Source organism: Dorea sp. AF24-7LB (assembly GCF_003478575.1).
GTDB classification, from domain to species: domain Bacteria; phylum Bacillota; class Clostridia; order Lachnospirales; family Lachnospiraceae; genus Dorea_D; species Dorea_D hominis.
Window position 1 is genome coordinate 86068 of the sequence record NZ_QUFR01000005.1, and the last position, 21094, is coordinate 107161.

The 21094-nt window shown below is 42.6% G+C and carries 17 protein-coding genes and 1 pseudogene; 16 read left to right on the forward strand and 2 right to left on the reverse strand.

Annotated features, from left to right (window positions below; all coding sequences use genetic code 11):
* The first annotated feature begins 329 nt into the window (after window positions 1-329).
* From DWY31_RS06955 to DWY31_RS06970, 4 genes are all read left to right on the forward strand, one after another.
* Window positions 330-2162, forward strand: coding sequence for an NAD(P)-binding protein (locus tag DWY31_RS06955; protein ID WP_117537801.1), 1833 nt, complete (start codon window positions 330-332; stop codon window positions 2160-2162).
* The gene (locus DWY31_RS06960) at window positions 2156-3895 is read left to right on the forward strand and encodes a [FeFe] hydrogenase, group A (protein WP_021860950.1); all 1740 of its coding nucleotides are present in this window, start codon (window positions 2156-2158) and stop codon (window positions 3893-3895) included. Before DWY31_RS06955 ends, DWY31_RS06960 begins: the two co-directional genes overlap by 7 nt.
* Window positions 3896-4048: 153 nt before the next feature.
* Entirely contained in the window at window positions 4049-5065 is a 1017-nt protein-coding gene (locus DWY31_RS06965) for a DUF3878 family protein (protein ID WP_118519878.1), read from the forward strand.
* A 96-nt stretch (window positions 5066-5161) separates the two neighbouring features.
* On the forward strand, window positions 5162-5416 hold the full coding sequence (locus DWY31_RS06970) for a TetR/AcrR family transcriptional regulator C-terminal domain-containing protein (RefSeq protein ID WP_243060465.1): 255 nt from the start codon (window positions 5162-5164) through the stop codon (window positions 5414-5416).
* A gap of 138 nt (window positions 5417-5554) precedes the next feature.
* On the opposite strand, the gene DWY31_RS06975 is transcribed toward DWY31_RS06970, so the two are convergent.
* Window positions 5555-6619 carry a coiled-coil domain-containing protein gene (locus tag DWY31_RS06975; protein WP_243060467.1) on the reverse strand — a complete coding sequence of 355 codons (1065 nt, stop codon included), beginning with the start codon at window positions 6617-6619 and terminating at the stop codon, window positions 5555-5557.
* 229 nt (window positions 6620-6848) lie between these two features.
* Between DWY31_RS06975 and DWY31_RS06980 the strand changes: the two genes are divergently transcribed.
* The 12 genes and pseudogenes from DWY31_RS06980 to DWY31_RS14150 all read left to right on the forward strand — a co-directional run bounded on the left by DWY31_RS06980 (window position 6849) and on the right by DWY31_RS14150 (window position 19893).
* Complete coding sequence (locus DWY31_RS06980; RefSeq protein ID WP_118519879.1) at window positions 6849-7430, forward strand: DUF1444 family protein; 582 nt, start codon at window positions 6849-6851, stop codon at window positions 7428-7430.
* Window positions 7420-8247, forward strand: a complete 828-nt coding sequence (locus DWY31_RS06985; protein ID WP_117537803.1) for a Cof-type HAD-IIB family hydrolase — start codon at window positions 7420-7422, stop codon at window positions 8245-8247. The genes DWY31_RS06980 and DWY31_RS06985 overlap by 11 nt, the downstream gene beginning before the upstream one ends.
* An 83-nt stretch (window positions 8248-8330) precedes the next feature.
* Window positions 8331-9158: an undecaprenyl-diphosphate phosphatase gene (locus DWY31_RS06990; RefSeq protein ID WP_117537804.1), complete on the forward strand. Its 828-nt coding sequence runs from the start codon at window positions 8331-8333 to the stop codon at window positions 9156-9158.
* Between the two features lie 122 nt (window positions 9159-9280).
* A complete protein-coding gene (locus tag DWY31_RS06995; protein ID WP_118519880.1) occupies window positions 9281-10084 on the forward strand; it encodes a transporter substrate-binding domain-containing protein in 804 nt (267 codons plus the stop codon).
* A gap of 8 nt (window positions 10085-10092) precedes the next feature.
* Window positions 10093-10782, forward strand: coding sequence for an amino acid ABC transporter permease (locus tag DWY31_RS07000; RefSeq protein ID WP_021860943.1), 690 nt, complete (start codon window positions 10093-10095; stop codon window positions 10780-10782).
* Between the two features lie 10 nt (window positions 10783-10792).
* Window positions 10793-11515, forward strand: a complete 723-nt coding sequence (locus DWY31_RS07005; RefSeq protein ID WP_147323698.1) for an amino acid ABC transporter ATP-binding protein — start codon at window positions 10793-10795, stop codon at window positions 11513-11515.
* 179 nt (window positions 11516-11694) lie between these two features.
* Window positions 11695-12621, forward strand: a complete 927-nt coding sequence (locus tag DWY31_RS07010) for a DMT family transporter (protein WP_118519881.1) — start codon at window positions 11695-11697, stop codon at window positions 12619-12621.
* A gap of 144 nt (window positions 12622-12765) precedes the next feature.
* Window positions 12766-12894, forward strand: a pseudogene (locus tag DWY31_RS07015) (YccF domain-containing protein); the annotation flags it as partial.
* 72 nt (window positions 12895-12966) lie between these two features.
* Window positions 12967-15684, forward strand: a complete 2718-nt coding sequence (locus DWY31_RS07020) for a DEAD/DEAH box helicase (protein WP_118519882.1) — start codon at window positions 12967-12969, stop codon at window positions 15682-15684.
* On the forward strand, window positions 15653-17374 hold the full coding sequence (locus DWY31_RS07025) for an ATP-dependent helicase (RefSeq protein WP_243060470.1): 1722 nt from the start codon (window positions 15653-15655) through the stop codon (window positions 17372-17374). Before DWY31_RS07020 ends, DWY31_RS07025 begins: the two co-directional genes overlap by 32 nt.
* Window positions 17375-17491: 117 nt before the next feature.
* Window positions 17492-19351: an acyltransferase family protein gene (locus DWY31_RS07030; protein ID WP_243060472.1), complete on the forward strand. Its 1860-nt coding sequence runs from the start codon at window positions 17492-17494 to the stop codon at window positions 19349-19351.
* 131 nt (window positions 19352-19482) lie between these two features.
* Window positions 19483-19893: a hypothetical protein gene (locus tag DWY31_RS14150; RefSeq protein ID WP_118519884.1), complete on the forward strand. Its 411-nt coding sequence runs from the start codon at window positions 19483-19485 to the stop codon at window positions 19891-19893.
* A 61-nt stretch (window positions 19894-19954) separates the two neighbouring features.
* On the opposite strand, the gene DWY31_RS07040 is transcribed toward DWY31_RS14150, so the two are convergent.
* Window positions 19955-20833 carry a LysR family transcriptional regulator gene (locus tag DWY31_RS07040; RefSeq protein WP_021860927.1) on the reverse strand — a complete coding sequence of 293 codons (879 nt, stop codon included), beginning with the start codon at window positions 20831-20833 and terminating at the stop codon, window positions 19955-19957.
* Window positions 20834-21094: the final 261 nt, after the last annotated feature.

Here is a 21094-nt window from a genome sequence, read left to right on the forward strand (position 1 = left end):
GAAGACTATGAAGCAGAGTTGTTTCATAGTCTTTTTTTGCATAAAAAAGTGAAAGGGTTGAAATTGTAGGTGTTCTTGTGAAAATCATTACGCAGGGAATTGTAATTGTCTTCAACTATATTATTGCTAAATGTTACTTATTCGAAGATTAATTTAGAAAAAGTTAAAGAAAACTGTACAAGTAAGTATAGATGAAATAAATAAATTGTGACAAAATCATCAATAAATCGTTAAATTATCTACTTTTGCTGTGCATGATTACAAATGAGAAAAAAAATGCTATAATAAGAAAACTGCATCAATAATAATACAAAGAAGGGATGTATGAAATGAGTAGGTTAGAAATTGCCTCTCCAAAAAAGGCGAAAATCGTTATGGAAGGCCTTTACAAAGATCTGGAGAGAAGAATCGAATCAAGCCCTCCGGGCTTATGTCCGGTTGATATGGCAAGAGCATTTTTGGAGTTATGTCACGCACAGACATGTGGAAAGTGTGTACCATGCCGTATTGGATTGGGACAGTTAAACCAGTTCATCAAAGATGTACTGGATGGTAAAGCAACAATGGAGACATTAGACACTATGGAGCAGACAGCATTGTCTATTATGGAATCAGCGGACTGTGCGATTGGTTACGAAGCTGCGAACATGGTATACAAAGGACTGATCGGATATCGCGATGATTATGTAGAGCATATTCAGAGAGGACGTTGTACCTGTACATATAATCAGCCGGTACCTTGTGTGTCTTTATGTCCGGCACATGTTGATATTCCGGGATATATTGCATTAGTAGGAGAAGGAAGATATGCGGATGCAATCCGCCTGATCCGTAAGGATAATCCATTCCCGACGACATGTGGATTTATCTGTGAGCATCCTTGTGAGGCAAGATGCCGCAGAAACATGGTAGATGATTCTGTAAATATCCGCGGACTGAAACGTGTTGCGGCTGATTTCGCAGGAGAAGTAGAGCCGCCGAAGTGTGCAAAGAGCACAGGTAAGAAGATCGCAGTACTCGGTGGAGGACCGGGAGGATTAAGTGCAGCATATTATCTTCAGTTAATGGGGCATCAGACAACTGTATATGAGATGCTTCCGAAACTGGGAGGAATGTTACGTTATGGTATTCCAAACTATCGTCTGCCGAAAGAGAGACTCGAAGATGACATTAACGCAATTCTGAAGACCGGAGTAGAAGTCAAATACGGTCTGAAGATTGGTCAGGATATCAATATTCAGGAATTAAGAGAACAGTACGATGCAGTGCTGATTACAATCGGAGCTAGTACAGATAAGAAACTGGGCCTTGACGGGGAAGACGCAGATGGAATCTTATCCGCAGTGCAGTTCTTACGTAATGTAGGAAAGAACGAGATCATGGATTTGACCGGAAAAGAAGTTGCTGTCATCGGTGGCGGTAACGTATCCATGGATGCAGTTCGTACAGCTAAGAGACTGGGCGCTAAGAAGGTAAGTATCGTATATCGTAGACGAGTAGCAGATATGACAGCTCTTCCGGGGGAAATAGAAGGCGCTGTAGCAGAAGGTATCGAATTACAGACACTCAAAGCACCTGCTTCACTCGATATTGATGAGAAGCACCATATTAAGGGAATTTATGTAACTCCGCAGATGATCAGTTCTATCAAAGATGGAAGAGCAAGCATCAAACCGACCGGAGAAGACGACATTTATATCCCATGTGATGTACTGATCGTAGCAATCGGACAGAATATCGAGACACGTCATTTTGAAGAAGCAGGTATCCCGGTTGAGCGTGGTAAGATCGTTACAAAGAGTACAGGAACATTTGAGAATATGCCAGGTGTATTTGCCGGTGGAGACTGTGCAAGTGGTCCGGCATCTGTTATTAAAGCAATTGCTGCTGCAAAAGTTGTTGCTGCCAATATTGATGAATATCTGGGATACCATCACGAGATTTCCTGTGATGTTGAGATTCCGGAAGCAGCCCTTCGTGACAGAACTCCATGTGGAAGAGTCAATCTGACAGAGCGTGAAGCATGTGAGAGAGTCTGTGATTTTGAAGGCGTAGAAAACTGTATGACAGAGAAGGAAGCAAAACAGGAGGCAAGCAGATGCCTTCGCTGCGATCACTTTGGATACGGAATATTTAAAGGAGGCAGAGAGACATTATGGTAAATCTTACAATAGATGGAAAAAAGATCTCAGTAGAAGAGAATACCACAATTATGGAGGCTGCCGCATCAAATGGAATTCCGATTCCAAAACTTTGTTATCTCAAAGGAATTAACGAGATTGCAGCCTGTCGTGTTTGTGTTGTTGAATTAGAAGGAAAAGAAAAACTCATCACATCCTGTAACAATGTTGTAAAAGAAGGCATGGTGATCTATACAAACAGCCCGAAGGTACGTAGACATAGAAGAACAACAGTGGAACTGATTTTATCTCAGCATGATTGCGAGTGTGTGACATGCTCAAGAAGTGGCAACTGTAGTTTACAGACAGTGGCGAATGATCTGAATATTTTTGATATTCCGTTCAAGATGCAGCTGGAGAAACAGCCATGGGACAAACATTTCCCGTTGATCCGCGATTCTTCCAAATGTATCAAGTGCATGCGTTGCGTACAGGTTTGTGATAAGATCCAGGGACTTGGAATCTGGGATGTAGAAGGTACCGGTTCCAGAACAACGATCAATGTTGCAGGTCACAGAAGTATTGATGAAGCAGACTGTGCACTTTGCGGTCAGTGTATTACACATTGTCCGGTAGGAGCGCTTCGTGAGCGTGACGATACAGAGAAAGTATGGAAAGCAATTGAGGATAAAGACAAGATCGTAGTAGCTCAGGTTGCACCGGCTGTTCGTACAGCATGGGGTGAAGAGTTAGGTCTTGCACCGGAAGATGCCAAAGTTGGAAAGATTCTGGATGCTTTGAAGAGAATGGGCGTTGATTATGTATTTGATACCACATTCTCAGCAGATCTTACGATCATGGAAGAAGGAACGGAGTTCCTGAAACGTTTCACATCCGGAGAGTTAAAAGAACGTCCGATGTTCACATCCTGCTGTCCGGGCTGGATTCGTTTCATTAAGTCACAGTTCCCACATCTGGTAAAACAGCTCTCAACTGCAAAATCACCACAGCAGATGTTCGGTGCTGCTATGAAGACGTATTTCGCAGAAAAACTGGGCGTAGAGCCGGAGAAGATCTACACACTGTCCGTAATGCCATGTGTGGCTAAGAAGGGCGAGCGTGAGATGGAACTGTATTATGAAGAGTATGCAGGACATGATATTGACGCAGTTATTACAACAAGAGAGCTGGTAAGAATGATCCGCTCTGCTCATATCAGTCCGGATACATTAGAAGATATTGCAAGTGACAGACCGATGCAGGAAGGTTCCGGAGCAGGTGTGATCTTCGGAGCAACCGGTGGAGTGATGGAGGCTGCACTTCGCAGCGCTTACTACCTGCTTAAGAATGAGAATCCGGAAGCTGACGCATTCAAAGTTGTCAGAAGCCAGGGATTCCAGGAGAACGACGGTGTTGTAGAAGCTGATTTTGCCATTGACGATATCACTGTAAAGACGGCAGTTGTCAGTGGACTTGCAAACACAAGAGCCTTGCTTGAGAAGATCGAGCGCGGAGATGTCCATTACGATTTCGTAGAAGTTATGGCTTGCCCAGGCGGATGCGTAGGCGGTGGCGGACAGCCGATCCACGATGGAGAAGAGCTTGCGTTTGAGCGAGGAAAGAATCTGTATTATCTGGATAAGAATGCAGATATCCGTTTCTCACATGAGAACAAAGATGTACTTAAGATGTATGAAGAATATTTTGAGAAACCAAATTCTCACAAAGCACATATGCTGCTTCACACAGACCACATCGCAAGTATGGAAAGATAGAATTAATTATAAACTCATTTATAAAACTCCTAAAAAACTAACTAAACGTATCAGGCAGGAAATCTGTCTGGTGCGTTTTTTTCATTGGATTTTCCGGCATGATTTGTTAGAATGATATTAAGATCAAAAAATATTATGAAAGCGGATGTCGAAATGGGGTTATTAAATACATTTGATATGTTGGAGGAATTACTGGCACAGAACCAGTTTGAGCTGTTGCCTCCGAATGAAGAGAAAAAAGAAATTCGTCTTGTTTATCTGATGAATGATGCAGTTGAGAGCTTTCTTGTATTCAAAGAAGCAAAGATGACCGGATTTTATGAAGAAGGTTATGAAGGTTCGGTTGATGCAACCTTGAAGCGGGACAAGGATCGTTATATTCTGGCGGTACTTTGCGGCGATTCAATGGTAACGATATTTTTTCAGCGGCTGGAATTTGAATATATGCTGTATGATTACGGAGAAATCGGGCATTTCTGGGTGAGAGGCTATGAATATCTCAGACAGCTGGAATATAAAATTGCTATTTTACAGGACAAATGGAAATACCTGGGTGATACCTACTGCACAGAAAGGGAGCAGTGGCTTGTGAAACTTGCCGGATTTCCACCGCTTAGTTATGGCTGTTATCCTTCAGCGCCGAGGAAATATATTGTTCCGAAAGAGCATTTGTGGGTTCCGGACGAAGAAGGAATCAAAGTTCTGGAAGAGATCGCGGCAGAGGCAGAGGATATGAGCCTCGTGCACAGTCTTAAGACTTACCGGAAATATGCATCCGAATGTGTATCGAATCCGGTTCTTGCACGCGTGATGGCAAAATGGATTGCTGTGAAACTGCACCGCAAAAGCCACGCCAAGACAATTGATATCTTGATGCGGAAGTTCCGTCATGCAGGCGCTGTTTATCCAAAACGTAAATACGATGAAGCGTCGATGGAAAAATATAAGCTCATCATGGATGCAGCAAGAAAGCGCAAAATGGAATTAAAAAGAGAAGGAAGAGAAACGGTGATTCTCCGGGAAGAGCCTTTTATTACAGCAAGAGACAGTATTGAATTTCATGTGTATCTGATGATATGGAGAGAAGGAAGACTGAATCGGATGGTGGATATAGAGACATTTGCGCTACCGGGAGATGATTCCGTAGCTCATCAGGTGGAGCAGAGGTAATAGTGAAGTACATAAAATGAAGCAGGCAGAGAACAAAAGCGAAAAGATGAAGTATCGTCTGGCAGAGGCGATGAAAATCTGTATGAAAAAGAAAAATTGTTTTTTCGTGCAGCATTTAAAACAGATGAACAGAATTGTCTGCGGCAGCATGATTTTAAACTGATATTTGAATTTTATACGAGACAGATAGAATCCAGAACCGGTCAGAAACTTAATGAAAAACTTAAATTTCTGCTGGAAATGCATTGCCAGGGCTCCGTGTATATGACAACGCAGTGGGTATTGGGATATAGAAAATCTACACCGGAGAAGATGCATGCTGTCCGGGTAACCCGAAAGATACAAATGTAGAAGAGTTGAAAGACGTCTTTAGAAAATTAATGTAATTTCGATATCTGTAATTTGCAATATATAAGAAATGAGCAGGCAAAATGAATGCCTGCTCGTTTCTTTTTTTATAATTAGATTATTGAATATATAGTATTAAATCTACCAGAATACATTGCCACCTACATTAATCCCGGCATGTCCGGTAAAGGCAGCCCAGAAGAAATAACAATTCCGGACTCTGTTATGTCTGGCTCCGCCGAGCACTGCTTTGGCAGCAGAATAAGCGGAAGAGGAAGGCCCACGTCCAAGTACACGGTTCAATGCACCATTCCATGTCGGTGCAAACTGACCGGATTGATAAACAACACCGGAAATCGTATTTGGAAAACGGGAACTCTCCACACGATTCATAATGACTGTTCCAACTGCAAGCATGCCTTCATAAGTAGCACCGGCTTCACATTCCAGAATACCGGCGAGGAGCGCAACATCGGAAGTGTTCGCATTGAACTTCTTGCCGGAATTGGAAGTACCGCCGCCATTGCCGGAACTCTGCTTACCGGTGTTGCCGGATACATCGTTGTTGCGGGCAGTACGCATCGCTTCTTCGGCAGCTTTTGCCTTCTTAAGCTGTGCATTATAATCAGACAGTTTGCTCGAAGTATTGGAAATCTTATCACTTAAGTTACTTTTCTGTTCGTTCAGAGAACTCTGCATAGAAGCCAGATCAGCCTGCTGCTTTTTCAATCCGGATTCCTTCTTTGCAACTTCTTCGCGCGCAGTCTGGAACTTATCCAGCATGTTGCGGTCATAGTCACTGATGTTAGAAACGTACTCTGCCTTGTTCAGAAAATCTGCCATATTCTCAGAAGTCAGCAGAATCTCGAACAGAGATACACTCCCACCTTCATACATAAATTTGATACGTTCTTTCATAGACTTGAACTGTGCCTCTTCGTTTAGCTTCGCAGCGGCCAGATCAAGTTTGGCTTTCTCGACCTGTTCGGACATCTTCTCAATCTTACCAGATGTTTTATCCAGCTTCTTGCTAAGTGAAGCAAGATCACTGTTCATGCTATGCAGATCATCCTTGAGATCCGATGTCTTTTTTTCAAGATCTTTTGTAGAAGGGGCAGCATATACGAAAGTCTGGGCAGAAGCAATGGATACGGCACACAGAAGCCCTGTAGCTGCCAGTAAAACTCGTTTCTTTCTATTATTCATTATATACATATCCTTTCTGTTTCTGTGCAAGTGTCAGTATATTATACCGTAACACAGAGGAAGCGTCAAGGCGGTGAGAAGAGGAAAAGGCGGATGTAATTGCTTTCTATAAGAAATTTTGGTAAAATAAAAGATAATGGAAATTTATATATTATTTAACTAATCTAAAGAAAATATTCCAAATTAAGAGATAAACTATATTTGTATAAAGAAGAAAGGGATTCATGAGATGCGCAAATATGAAGAAGAACACTATCAATATGATAAGATCAAAGACAAGATTTATCCGTGGGTGAAAAATGAGCTGACAGATCAGCAGGCACTTAATGGTAAGAATTTCTCAGAGAAAGATACACCGGTGATTGGGTTTGCCGGAGATCTGAAGATCATTTTTGTAATTAAGAGAGGCGAAGAAAGCTACGAAGTATTAAAAGATGCTATGCTCCCACCGGAGATCACAGTGGAGGAGCTGTATCACACAGCATGCGAGAATCTGGTGCGTGACGTAGAATTTGTCATTGGAAATACATGGTACGGCGGATTTGGAATTATTGCGGATGGCGTACATGAGGCAAGTTCTGTGTGCTTTCGCCATATCTGGCAGGTGTGTGCTGACAAATTAAAAGACGATCTGGTTATCTATGTGCCGCACAAAGATACCGTAATCTTTGCACCGGCGAGCCAGCAGAAGGTTGTAGAGCAGCTTCGCGATCATGCAAAAGGAGCCTATGAAGCAGAAGGCGATAAGATCAGTCTGCAGCCGTATTTCTTTTCAAAAGAGAGAAAGGAACTGACAACCTATGAAAATTAAGTGCAGGATTATCGGATTTGATCTGGATGGGACATTGCTGAACAGCGAGAAGCATATCGCAGAGCATACAAGAGAAGTACTGACAAGAGCAGTCGAACAGGGAATCTGGATTCTGCCGGTCACAGGAAGACCACTTGGCGGACTGCCAAAAGAAGTCGTAGAATTTCCGGGAGTCCAGTATGCGATTACAGCGAACGGCGCAAGGATCATGGAGACACAGACAGGTGGATGTCTCTATGAACGGCTTGTACCTGTGAAGACAGCTGAGCAGATCATGGAGATTTTCAGTGACTATGACGCACTGCGCGAAGTTTATTATGGTGGAAAAGGATATGCAGAAGCAGAAGAATTTTCCAGAGTCGGAGAATATATGCGTTCTCCGCAGATGGCGGCATATGTACGTGCGACTAGAACACCGGTGCCCGATATTTTACAACTGATTCGTGAAAAAGGGCAGGACACAGACAAAGTACAGGGAGTATTTAAGATAGATGAAGAGCGGACAGAAGCACGTAAGCGTCTGGAAGCAGTAGAAGGTATCGAAGTGACCGGAGCACTTTCCAATAATATAGAAGTAAATGCTGTTGGCGTAGATAAAGGCAACGCAATTTTGTGGTTTGCAGATCATCTGGGAATCCCGCATGAGGAAGTGGCCGGTTTCGGCGATGGCAATAATGATATCCAGCTGCTTAAGAAAGCAGGGGTTGGAGTTGCAATGGCAAATGCGACCGATCAGGTAAAAGCAGTTTCCGATTATATTACCGGAACGAACGACGAAGACGGTGTCGCAACATTTATTGAAAAATACATATTGTAAAACACGAAGAAATTAACAGGTGGCAAAGTTTGGAGCTTTTCCACCAGACATTACTATATATTATAGTAGAAAGGAAAGAAACTATGTTAGACGCATTAAAAGTTATTATTCTCGGAATTGTAGAAGGAATTACCGAGTGGCTTCCGGTCAGCAGTACCGGACATCTGATTCTGGTAGGTGATGTATTGTCACCGAATTTAAGTCATGATTTTATGGAAATGTTTAATGTCGTGATCCAGCTTGGAGCGATTATGGCGGTCGTTGTATTATATTTCCACAAATTGAACCCATTTTCACCGAAGAAGACTCATAAGCAGAAATTGCTGACATGGCAGATGTGGATCAAAGTAGCCATTGCATGTGTACCGGCAGCAGTTGTTGGTATTTTGTTAAATGACTGGCTGGATTCTGTATTTTATAAACCACTTCCGGTTTCAATCATGCTGATCATCTATGGTATTCTGTTTATTGTTGTTGAAAATCGTAATAAAAACAGAAAACCAGAGGTTACGAAGATTTCAGAACTGGATATCCGTATGTTGCTCTGGATCGGTGCCTTCCAGATGCTTGCACTGATTCCGGGGACATCCAGATCCGGTGCAACAATCGTCGGAGCATTGCTAATCGGTGTGTCCAGAGAAGTGGCAGCAGAATTTACATTTTTCCTTGCAATTCCGGTTATGTTCGGAGCAAGTTTACTGAAGCTTGTCAAATTTGGATTTGCATTTACAGGAGCTGAGTTTGGCTATCTGATGCTCGGATGTATCGTATCCTTCGGACTGTCCATCGTAGCGATCAAGTTCTTAATGAATTATATTAAGAAGAATGACTTCAAAGTATTTGGATATTACCGTATCATTCTCGGTGCAATCATCATAATTATGACGGTTGTAAAAGCATTTCTTGCATAAAAATACTTGCCTTTTATTTGAAACATGGTAAAATGAAGGTTATAGCTGTATGATTATACAGAATCTTGTTTAATACGATACAAGTTGTATGAATGAGAAAGATCATTTTAGGAGGAAGAAATATGAAGTTCAAGAAGTTAGTAAGTGTTGTTTTAGTAGCTGCCTGTGTATTTTCACTTGCAGCATGCGGAAGTGACAAGAAAAGCGAAGACAAAAAAGTAGAAGTAACAAAAGCAGAAGATCTGAAAGATCTTACAATTGGTGTTCAGCAGGGAACAACCGGAGATCTGGAGAGTTCTAAGATCGTAAAGAAAGATACACAGATGAAACGTTATCCAAAGGGTGCAGCAGCAGTACAGGCTCTGGAATCTGGGAAATTAGACTGTGTTGTTATCGACGCTCAGCCGGCTAAGAAGTTTGTTGAGAAGAATGACAATTTGAAGATCATTGACGGTATCTTTGATGATGAGCAGTATGCAATCTGCGTGAAAAAAGGTAATTCCAAACTGTTAAAAGAAATGAATGCAGCATTAGAAGAACTGCAAAAAGACGGAACAGTTGATAAGATCATCGGTAACTACATCGGTGATGATGCAGGTAAATATCAGTACAAAACTCCGGAAGGAACAGATACTTCCAAAGGAACACTTGTAATGGCAACAAATGCTGAGTTTGAACCATATGAATATCACGAAGGAGATGCTATTGTAGGTATCGATGTTGATATGTCACAGGCAATCTGCGATAAGATGGGATACAAATTAAAAGTAGAAGATATGGAATTTGATTCTATTCTCCCGGCAGTTGCAGCAGGAAAAGCTGATTTCGGTGCAGCAGGTATGACAGTAACAGATGAGAGAAAAGAAAATGCCGATTTCACAGATACATATGCTAACGCTTCACAGGTAGTGATTGTTAAGAAATAGGAGTAATCATGGCAGATTTTTCAGCAAAGTTTTATGCGAACTTTATAAAGGATGACCGTTGGCTCGGTCTTGTGAGCGGTCTCAAGGTGACAATTATTGTCACCTTAGAGGCTTTGCTTTTAGGTGTTATCATTGGTTTTATTGTAGCGATCATTCGTTCTTACCATGATAAGACAAACAAATTAAAGATATTAAATGCAATCTGTAAAGTGTACCTGACAGTGATCCGTGGAACACCGACGATGATCCAGATCTTGATCATGTATCTGGTTGTGTTCGGCTCTTCTTCACTGGATTCCATTATCATCGGTGGTATTGCCTTTGGTATTAATTCCGGTGCATATGTTGCAGAGATTGTGCGTTCCGGTATTATGTCTATTCCAATCGGACAGACAGAAGCAGGACGAAGCCTGGGACTTAATTATGCACAGACAATGCGTCTGATCATTGTTCCGCAGGCATTTAAAAATGTGCTTCCGGCGCTGGTAAATGAGATGATCGTGCTGATCAAAGAGACAGCAATCATCGGTTATATCGGGGAGCAGGATTTGACAAAGGCGGCAATGATCATTCAGAGCCGTACATTCGATGCATTTATGCCTCTTCTGGCGGCAGCAGTCATTTATCTGGCACTTGTTATGCTGCTGACATTCTTTATGAATAAGCTGGAAAGGAGGTTGAGAAACAGTGAGCGATAATAAGGATACAATGATCCAGGTCAAAGACCTGCATAAATCATTTGGAAAAAATAATGTACTCAACGGTATCTCAACAGATATTAAAAAAGGTGAAGTGGTTGTAGTTATCGGGCCATCCGGTTCCGGTAAATCTACATTTCTCCGTTCTTTAAATCTTCTGGAGCAGCCAACAAGCGGTTCGATCATTTTTGACGGAGATGAGATTACAGATCCGAAGACCAATATCGACCTGCACAGACAGAAGATGGGAATGGTATTCCAGCATTTTAATCTGTTTCCACACAAGACGATCCGTGAAAATATTACGCTGGCTCCGGTCACACTGAAAAAAATGACAAAAGAAGAAGCTGATAAAAGAGCGGATGAGTTACTGGAACGAGTAGGACTTGCTGACAAAGCAAATGCTTACCCGGAGCAGTTATCCGGTGGACAGAAACAGCGAATTGCCATTGTAAGATCACTGGCGATGGATCCGGAAGTGATGCTTTTCGATGAACCGACTTCCGCACTTGATCCGGAGATGGTTGGAGAAGTTCTGGATCTCATGAAGCAGCTCGCGAGAGAAGGAATGACAATGGTCGTTGTCACACATGAGATGGGATTTGCCAGAGAAGTTGGAACACGAGTTGTGTTCATCGATGAAGGCAAGATCAAAGAACAGGCAGAACCGGAGGAATTTTTCAGTAATCCAAAAGATGAGAGACTGAAAGAATTTTTGAGTAAGATATTATAAATAATAACTATTCAGAACTCTTATGAATAAGAAAACTGATACTTCATATTTATGGGGCATCAGTTTTTTGTTAGGAAATGTTTTACAAAATGTTTTCTTTGAAAGCGATAGTAGTTTATAATAGTGAATAACAGAAAATAGCAATTTATATCATACAACAGGAAAGAGAGTATAAACTAATGACGCAAAAACAAAGCACATTAACCAGAACCGGCATCGTGGCGCTTCTTGCCTGCGTTTGCTGCATTTTATGGGGCAGTGCAATACCAATGATAAAAACAGGATATCACCTTATGCAGATGGATTCAGCAGATACGGCAAGCCAGATTGTCTTTGCCGGAATACGGTTTACGCTGGCGGGACTGCTGGTTCTGGCATTTACATCAATAAGAGAGAAAAAGGTGATGTTTCCTGATAAAGAAGTCCTGAAATACGCGATACCGGTTTGCCTGGCGCAGACAGTCGGACAGTATTTTTTCTTTTACATAGGTGTTGCAAATACATCAGGTGTGAAAGGTGGCATTATTACCGGACTTGGCAATTTTATTGCAATTTTGCTATCCTGTCTGGTATTTAGAAATGAACGTATGACGGTACGAAAATCAGCAGGCTGCATACTGGGATTTGCCGGAGTTGTTGTGATCAACATCATGGGAAATTCTCTGGACATGGGATTTAAGCTGACTGGTGAAGGGTTTATTCTGATCGCACAGCTTTCCTATGGAATTTCTACCGTATTGATCAATATATTTTCAAGAAAAGTTTCTCCGGTAATATTAAGCGGAACACAGTTTACAATGGGCGGAATCGTGCTGACATTGATCGGCACCGGAATGGGCGGACACCTTGGAAATGTCACGATTGGCGGTGTAGCAATTATTTTCTATCTTGCAATGGTTTCGGCGGTTGCATATACGCTCTGGTCGGTGCTTCTTGCATGGAATGATGTCTCAAAAGTTGCGATTTTCGGGTTTGTGAATCCATTATGCAGTGTGATATTATCTGCGCTGATATTAGGAGAGGTACGTCAGGCATTTAATATTGGAAGTCTGGTGGCTTTACTTTTGGTCTGCACCGGAATATATATTGTCAATCATAAGAAATAGTAGGATATTAAAACCACAAAGAAAGGAACACGCATGGGAAATGAATCAGGCGAATGGATCATTTCATAAGAAGAGACGGAAGACACAGAGATTTTCTCGAACGAATCGAAGAAATTAGGAAATATTTTATGATTATTATTAGGTGGCATTTTAATGGGGCTTTTATGGCTTGCCATCAGCTGCATCTGGTGCATTACGATTGTGGGAATTCCGATGGAATTACAGTGCTTCCGGTGTGTGGCATTTACTCTGCGCATTATTGGAAGAAAATAATGTGGCAAGAACAACAGTTCTGTGCTATACTTAAATGCGAATATATGTTCGAGGACAGAGGGCTGGAAATACATGACAGAAGAATTCAGAGATTATATTATTCATACAAGAAAGATACCGGCAAAAGAGGCGGTTTGTGAAGCATATCCAGAATCGCTTAAGGATGAGCTGAGAGATTATCTTAAAGAGAACGGATATCAGCAGCTTTATTCGCATCAGGTGGAGATGTTCAAAACTGCGGAAGCGGGAAAGAATGTCGTGATCACAACTTCAACGGCGAGTGGTAAGACGCTGGCATTTCTGCTTCCGGTTTTGCAGGAGATTCTTGAGAATCCGCTGGCGAGAGCGATTTTTGTTTACCCGACGAAGGCACTGGCAAGCGACCAGTATCGTGCCCTGCAGCCGGCGATTGAGTTTTTCGGTGACGGGAAGATATCTGCCGGGGTATACGATGGAGATACGAAACCGGCAGAGCGTACGAGAATCAGACAGAGCGCAAATATTATCCTGACGAACCCGGAGATGTTAAATGGAGCTTTTTTACCAAATCACAGCAATTACGGGTTTGATACGATTTTCGCAAATCTTAAATATATTGTTATTGATGAATTACATTCTTACCGCGGAGCGTTTGGAGCGCATTTGTCGAATATTTTCCGGAGACTTCACCGGATCTGCACATATTACCGCTCAGAACCGCAGTTTCTCTGTAGCTCTGCGACGATTGCCAATCCGATAGAGCTTGCAGAGAAGATCTGTGGTGTACCGTTTTCGCTGATCGACCGGAACGGTGCTCCGGCACCGGATAAAATCTATCAGATTGTCCAGCCGCCGGAGATCAAAGGAAAGAATGATAAAGTATATGGACGAATCGCGGCATCGGCAGTAGCGGCAAAATTAATCCCGAATCTTGTGGCAGAAGACAGACACTTCATTGCATTCGGACGTTCCAGAAGGAATGTGGAAGTCATTTTAAAAGAAGCCAGAGATAAGATGAGTGCTGCAGGATTTCTTGGCGCATTCGGAAGAGCAGGAAAACAGCCGGAGGAGTTGATTGCCGGATACCGGAGTGGTTATACGCCACTTGAGAGAAGAGAGATTGAACGAAAGATGACACATGGAGAACTGGCTGGGCTGGTATCCACCAATGCGCTGGAACTTGGAATTGACATCGGTAAGCTGGATACGACCGTGATCGTTGGCTATCCGGGAACAAGAGCTTCGTTCTGGCAGCAGAGCGGACGTGCCGGAAGAAGTGGTGTCTCCTGCGTCAACTACCTTCTTTTGGAGAACCGCCCCTTTGACCAGTATATTGCAATTGATCCGGAATGGCTTTTCTCAAATGAGAGTGAGAATGCAATCGTTGATCCGGACAATCTTCTCATTGAGCTGGCGCATCTGCGTGCGGCGGCAGCAGAACTACCATTGTCGCTGGATGATATTGCACTGTTCCCGGATCTGGGAGAGATGATTCCGGTTCTTTTAAGTGCAGGAGAAGTGAAGAGCCTTGGAGGACGGTTCATATGGGCAGGACCGGCATATCCGGCAGGTGACTACAGCCTCCGCAATATGGACAAGACGAGATTCAAACTTCTTGCAAAGAAAGACGGACATGAGATCACGGAGATGGATGAATTGCAGGCGTATCATGAGATCCACCCAGGTGCAGTTTATATGCATGAGGGAACACTGTATGAAGTTGTGAAGATGGATCTGGTCGGAAGAACCGCAGAGGTAGTTGATTTTGATGGAAATTATTACACAGTCCCGTCAGGAACAAAAGAGACGCGCATTTTACGATGCTTTGAAGAAGAGGAATATAAGAGGACAAAACTTCATTTTGGGGATGTGAATGTCAATGAAGTGATTTCCATGTTCCAGAAATTACAGTTTCACAATCACCAGAATCTTGGCTATGTAACACTGACTCAGCCTTTAAAGAAAGACTACGACACAGAAAGTGCATGGATCACACTGCCGGAGAATGTAGTGCGTGCTTACCGGAGTCTGCTGGTTCCGAACCGTCAGGGGCAGTATATACTTAATGACCATTTTGAAGGAATGAAATATGCGATAAAGAATGCATCTATGATGATTACGATGACAGAGCGTGATGATATAGATGTTGCGGTGTCGAACAATGCGACGATCCCGGATGATTATTATCATGAAAAAGTCTCTCTTTTTATTTATGATAAATACGAAGGCGGTCTTGGGTATTCGGAGAAGATCTATGGACTGGTGCCGGAGATCCTGTACAATGCGATCAGGATGGTGAAAGGTTGTCCATGTGAAGACGGCTGCCCAGCATGCGTGGGCGATTACACGCTGGATAAAGGAATGATACTCTGGGGACTTGAGAATCTTCTGGAAGAGACAGAAGCACCGGAGTATGTGCGTAAGAACATAAAAGAGCCACATCCTGCAATAACGAAAGAATTTTCCTTTTTTGAATTGCCGGAGAAATGGCAGAGTTTCTGTGCGGCAGTTCTGAAAAACGGGGAAAGCGGCGGTCGTTTCCTTAGAACAGTAAAAGCAGTGTGTGTAGAAGAGCACAAACTGATTCTTACTGTGGAGAATGCATTTTATGCCGGATGGATACAGGAAGCAGAGAATCGGAAGAGCCTGGAGAATATTCTCAGATACTATGCAATCTGTCCGGGTGATATGAAGATAGAAGTTATTCTTGAAAACAGGCAGGGAGAGAAGGAAGAGAAAAAGCGGGAACGAAAGAAAGCCCGCCTGCAAAGGAAATATGATGAACAGCTTGGAAAGAAAAAGACTGAATAGTTACCAGAAAGAAGCCGTATTAGATGAAAGCCCGGCATGTCTTGTGAATGCGAATGTCGGCAGTGGCAAGACGACAGTATTGACGGAAAAAGTACGCTATCTGCATGAGGAGAGGCTTGTTCCTTATGAGAAAATGATGGTGCTTACATTTACGAATAAGGCAGCGGACGAGATCGCGGAGCGGCTGGGTATTGAAAAATCTATGTGGGGATTCGGCACATTCCACAGTGTAGCAAGACAGCTTCTCTGTAAGTATCTTCCTGAAAAATGTACAGTCGAAGGCACAGATAGAGCAGTGAATCAGAATGAGACAACCGACTGGAATCGTGAATTTGAAGTGATAGAACCGGAAGAAGAGCTGCAGATGCTGCTTGACCTTGCAGATGCGAACGGATATAAGATCAAGTATAAGAACCGTCTGCAGGCGAGACTGGAGAATGACTATGAAGCATATCTGCAGGGAAAACCAAAGGGAAAATATAAGGATGACCTGTTCCGGGTATTTCCGCTTCTTGATCGAAAGAAACGTCAGGAGAACAAGATGTCTTTCGCAGATCTTATCCGTGAGGGAACGAAATGTGCAGAGGAACACAGAAAAGAGTTGGGACTTCAGTGGATTATTGTAGATGAAGTGCAGGATAGCGACCAGAAGCAGCTGGATTTTATCGAAGCACTGAAAGATGCACAGACCCGGTTTTTCGCAGTAGGAGATCCGAATCAGGTGATCTACAGCTGGAGAGGAACCGCACCGAATATGTTCTTCATGATCAAGCACCGGTTTGAAGCAAAAGAACTTTCCCTGCCGGTCAATTATCGTTCAAGTGATGTGATTCTGGAAGCTGCGAACCGTTTTCTGCAATTTGGAGGAAAGATTGAGGGCAGCGGTGTGAAAGGTGATAAGATTCTGATAAAGAATCATTATGATCCGTTTATAGAGGCAGAATATCTGACAGAACGAATCCGGAAACTTCACGAAGATGGTCTGCCATACAGCCAGATCGCAGTTTTTTACCGTGTGCAGAAGCAGGCGGAGATTTTGGAAAAGGTATTTGAAAGAGCGGAATTGCCAGTTACATTTTCCAATGTCGGAAAAGAAGGAGAAGTACTACATTTTATGACGTTGCATGCATCAAAAGGTCTGGAATTCGATTATGTATTTATTGTCGGATTGAATCAGGGACTGATTCCCCTTCGGTGCACCGGTATGGAGCAGGAAGAAGAGGAGATGCGTCTGTTTTTTGTAGGGCTTACCCGTGCGAGAAAGAATCTGGAATTATCTTATTACACGAATCCGACAATTCCCGGTGTGTTTGAAGCACCGAGCAGATATCTGAAGCGTCTGCCGGAGCATCTGCTTGACTGGGAAGAAAAACCGGGAAGCGAAGAGCGAAAAGCAAATTTACAGAGTTTAAGACGGCAGGCAGTAGAAACGATAAGGAGAAAATCTGCGGAGAAAAATATGGCAGAAACGGAGCCTGTAAAACAAGAAGAAAGACAGACAGAAACAGAGTCTGTAAAACAAGAAGAAAGACATACAAATACAGAAGAGCGGGTTGTACGGAGAGGCAGACATCCAAAGTACGGTGAAGGCATCATCACATCAGAAGATAATATGACGATAGAAGTGGAATTTCCGGGATATGGCAAGAAACAGTTTCTGAAAGCATTCGGAGAAATAGAAGTATTATAATAAGAAAACTTAAAGAAATATTAACTATTTAAGAAAGCGCAGAGGAAGGAGCATATGTTATAATCAATAGATAAAACGACAACATACGAAAGACAGCATACGAATGAGGAAAAGAAAATGGAAAAGAAAATACAGAAAAAGAGAAAGTATATCAAAGAAATTGACGGATTAAGGGCACTTGCTGTAATCATGGTTCTGGCATATCATCTGAAGATGCCATTTGCGAAGAGCGGGTTATTGGGAGTAACCGTATTTTTTGTAATATCCGGCTACTTGATCACAGGAATTCTGATAAATGAGATAGAAGAAAGCGGCGGCGTAGATCTGAAGAACTTCTGGCTGCGGCGAATCCGAAGACTGCTGCCGGCAGTACTCTCCATGGCAGTTGTGATGATCTTCGTCAGCGCAGTCGTGAACCGAGTTGTATTTACGAAAGGTTGTAATGATTTGTTATCCGCAGTGTTTGGGTATAACAACTGGTGGCAGATTTTCAGAAAAGTATCCTATTTTGAAAATGCAGGAGCGCCTTCTCCATTTACCCACTGCTGGTCATTGGCGATTGAGACACAGTTTTATTTGATTTATCCAATCCTTTTGATTCTGTTATCGAAGGCAAGAAACAGAGGAAAAGTATTTGCGGCAGTCACAGCAGTGCTTGCGATGATCTCAGTAGTATTGATGGGCGTACTCTACAGCCCGGACGGAGATCCGAGCCGCGTATATTATGGAACAGACACAAGAGCATTTTCTCTTCTGATCGGGGCGTTGGCTGCGATCCAGAAGGAATATCATATTATAAAGGTAAAGCTGCAGGTAAAACTATGGGCAGTGATCGGAAGTATTTCTGTATTGATCCTGATCGGAATGATGATGCTCATCAGCTCCTACAGCAGTTTCTTATATTATGGAGGTCAGGCAATCGTATCTGTCCTGGTGGCATTTGTCGTATATGCAGTGACAGTAAGCAGAAGCCTTTTAAATATAATATTAGACTCCAGCATACTGAAATGGATCGGAGACCGCTCTTACAGTATTTATCTGTGGCACTATCCGATTATTGTGCTGATGAGCGGCGGAAAGAGAGCGGCATGGTGGATTGTGATTTTAGAAGTAGTCTTAAGTGTGGGGTTTGCAGAACTTTCCTATCGTTTTATTGAGACACCGGTCCGTCATGGGATCATCGGAGAATATATCGGAATCATCAACAGCAGACCGCATAACAGAAGAGAACGTCACAGACAGATCCAGGTGGCACGGAGAAGTCTTAAGGCGATGGCAGCAGTATTAGCCACAGGACTTGCATTAAGCTTATGTATTGCATTTGTTCCGAAGAAGACAACACTGGATACGGTAGCAAAGCGTGAAAAGAAAGCAACTGAAGTAACAAAGCTGACGAATCAGAAACTAAAAGAACAGAAAGCAAAAAAGACAGCAAAGACCAGCAAGAGTACAATGACGGATGAAGAACTGCTGAAAAATGTACAGATGCTGCTGATCGGTGATTCCATTACTGTAGATGTAACAGATTATTTTTACAAAGTACTTCCAAACAGTATCAGCGATACGAAGATCGGACGTTCTACCCTGACAGGAGTGAAAGTATTTGACGAATACCAGACACAGAAGAAATGGGACGGCGATGGCGTGATCTTTGCACTTGGAACAAATGGTCCAATGTACGATACACTTGGACGAATAAGACAGAAAGTCGGAGACAAACCACTGTTCCTGACCACTGTCCATGCTCCGAAGGAAGATTTTGAGAGTTCTAATAATGAAGAAATCCGCAAGTTTGTCAAAGAACACGAGCATACCTATCTGATCGACTGGTATACGGCAAGTGCAGATCATCCGGAATATTTTGACCAGGACGATACACATTTGCTTCCGAAAGGGGCAGAAGCTTATGCGCAGTGCATCAAAGATGCTGTTTTAAAGGCAATGCGCGCGGAAGAAAAGGTGAATGATAAAGTATAAAGCCTTCTTGCGAACCGGCGTCTGACAGGGTATACTGACTCTAACTATAGATAAATATTCAGGCTGCCATAGCATTTCTAAGAGATCTGCTCCCGGAGCATCAGAAGAACCAGCAGGAGATCTTAAAGATTATGAACGCATCCAGTGCGGAAAATGCCTACACGCACTGGGAGATCTGTTTTCCGGATGAGAGTGGCGTGCGGACAAATGGAGAAACCTTTAAGTTGCTGCCGAAGTATTCGTTCAGGGATCGTGTTAAAAAGGGTTTCACAGTATCGGAGCGCAGAACATCATTGAAAGACGACAAGACGCAGATCATCATGCTGTCGAATCCTATATTTAAAGATGGAAAATGTGTTGGAATCATATCAGCAGTTATTGAACTGAAAGGGTTTGCAAGAGCATTTCACAGCAATACAGCAAATGCATTTGCAGAAGATATCCGCAAGAGTAAAGAAGCAGGAATGAAGGCACATATTTCCAAGCCGATACAGTTAGATAAGATGGTCTGTGTAATCGCAGGACTGGTACAGGATAACTGATTACAGTAGATGAAATTAGGACTGGATAAAACAGTACGAGAAGACCACCGCCGGCAGTGTATTATATAAGAAGCTGGTGTTCCTGGCTCCAGAGTGCGGCAAATTCCATGAACTGCTTCAAAGCCGGAGTCGGCTCTGCCGATGGAGAATGTGCCACAACAAGAATTCGTTTGCAATGTTCTGTAAATGGACGTACACATACATCAAAAGGAATATGGAGCAGAAGAAGCTTTGGGAGAATGGCGATGCCAAACCCCTGCTCCACCATTTTGACTACGGTATAATCTTCGTTGATGTGAAAACGGACATTTGGCTGAATCTGATGGATGCGGAACAGTTCTCCGGTTTCATAGTCGGTATTATCCGCGGACATAATAAAGTCCTGACCGTTCACATCGGAAAGAGAAACGGAAAATTTATTGGCAAGTGGATGATCTTTTGATGTAACAAGCATTAATTCATCCTTACCTAACGTTATACAGGGAAGGTTCCCCATAATATATTTTGAAGTAAAAATACAGTCCAGTTTTCCTTCTTTTAATTTTGCACTCAATTCCTGAAAACCGCCGACATAGAGGTTGAACGTGATATTCGGATATTCATCTGTAAATTTTTTTAAAATTCCGGGTAACCAGTGGTAAGAAATACTCTGGATAGTACCAATGCGGATCAACCCGCTTTCTAATCCATTGATATGTGCTGCAATCTGTTCAATATGATTTTCGGAAGCCCGAATTTTCTTTAATTCTTCAAAAATGCTGTCTGTTCCGGTAAGTGGAGACATACCGGTTTTAGAACGTTTGAATAAAGTCACTCCGATTTCTTTTTCATAATTACGGATTGCCTGGCTGACAGCCGACTGTGTGTATTTCAGTCTGCCTGCCGTTTTGGAAATACTATGTGTTTCATATACATCTAAAATTATATTGATTTTTGACATGGATATCAGCCTCCGGTGCTGTCACTTGTTTACCTGTATGATGTCAGGGTCAAAAGATGCCATACGAATTGTTCCGTACTTCGTACTACCACAATTCGTAGTTTTAGGCTTTTGACTCTGGCATCTTATATTTTAGTAAAATTTGAAAAGTTATGCAATAGATGAGCGGCAGTGTATATAAGAAAAAGTGCATATATCCATCAGATAATGTGAATGTAATCTTAAAATCTTTCGATGTCTGGTATCGTTCAGAAAAAATGA

What these genes read in the sequence shown, in the direction of transcription:
- DWY31_RS07010 (WP_118519881.1), top strand. Translation starts at nt 11,695, where the DNA reads ATGACGCAAAAACAAAGCACATTAACCAGAACCGGCATCGTGGCGCTT.
- DWY31_RS06960 (WP_021860950.1), top strand. Translation starts at nt 2,156, where the DNA reads ATGGTAAATCTTACAATAGATGGAAAAAAGATCTCAGTAGAAGAGAAT.
- DWY31_RS07025 (WP_243060470.1), top strand. Translation starts at nt 15,653, where the DNA reads ATGAACAGCTTGGAAAGAAAAAGACTGAATAGTTACCAGAAAGAAGCC.
- DWY31_RS06990 (WP_117537804.1), top strand. Translation starts at nt 8,331, where the DNA reads ATGTTAGACGCATTAAAAGTTATTATTCTCGGAATTGTAGAAGGAATT.
- DWY31_RS06975 (WP_243060467.1), bottom strand. Translation starts at nt 6,619, where the DNA reads ATGAATAATAGAAAGAAACGAGTTTTACTGGCAGCTACAGGGCTTCTG.
- DWY31_RS07020 (WP_118519882.1), top strand. Translation starts at nt 12,967, where the DNA reads ATGACAGAAGAATTCAGAGATTATATTATTCATACAAGAAAGATACCG.
- DWY31_RS06955 (WP_117537801.1), top strand. Translation starts at nt 330, where the DNA reads ATGAGTAGGTTAGAAATTGCCTCTCCAAAAAAGGCGAAAATCGTTATG.
- DWY31_RS07040 (WP_021860927.1), bottom strand. Translation starts at nt 20,833, where the DNA reads ATGTCAAAAATCAATATAATTTTAGATGTATATGAAACACATAGTATT.
- DWY31_RS07005 (WP_147323698.1), top strand. Translation starts at nt 10,793, where the DNA reads ATGATCCAGGTCAAAGACCTGCATAAATCATTTGGAAAAAATAATGTA.
- DWY31_RS07000 (WP_021860943.1), top strand. Translation starts at nt 10,093, where the DNA reads ATGGCAGATTTTTCAGCAAAGTTTTATGCGAACTTTATAAAGGATGAC.
- DWY31_RS14150 (WP_118519884.1), top strand. Translation starts at nt 19,483, where the DNA reads ATGAACGCATCCAGTGCGGAAAATGCCTACACGCACTGGGAGATCTGT.
- DWY31_RS06980 (WP_118519879.1), top strand. Translation starts at nt 6,849, where the DNA reads ATGCGCAAATATGAAGAAGAACACTATCAATATGATAAGATCAAAGAC.
- DWY31_RS06985 (WP_117537803.1), top strand. Translation starts at nt 7,420, where the DNA reads ATGAAAATTAAGTGCAGGATTATCGGATTTGATCTGGATGGGACATTG.
- DWY31_RS06995 (WP_118519880.1), top strand. Translation starts at nt 9,281, where the DNA reads ATGAAGTTCAAGAAGTTAGTAAGTGTTGTTTTAGTAGCTGCCTGTGTA.
- DWY31_RS06965 (WP_118519878.1), top strand. Translation starts at nt 4,049, where the DNA reads ATGGGGTTATTAAATACATTTGATATGTTGGAGGAATTACTGGCACAG.
- DWY31_RS07030 (WP_243060472.1), top strand. Translation starts at nt 17,492, where the DNA reads ATGGAAAAGAAAATACAGAAAAAGAGAAAGTATATCAAAGAAATTGAC.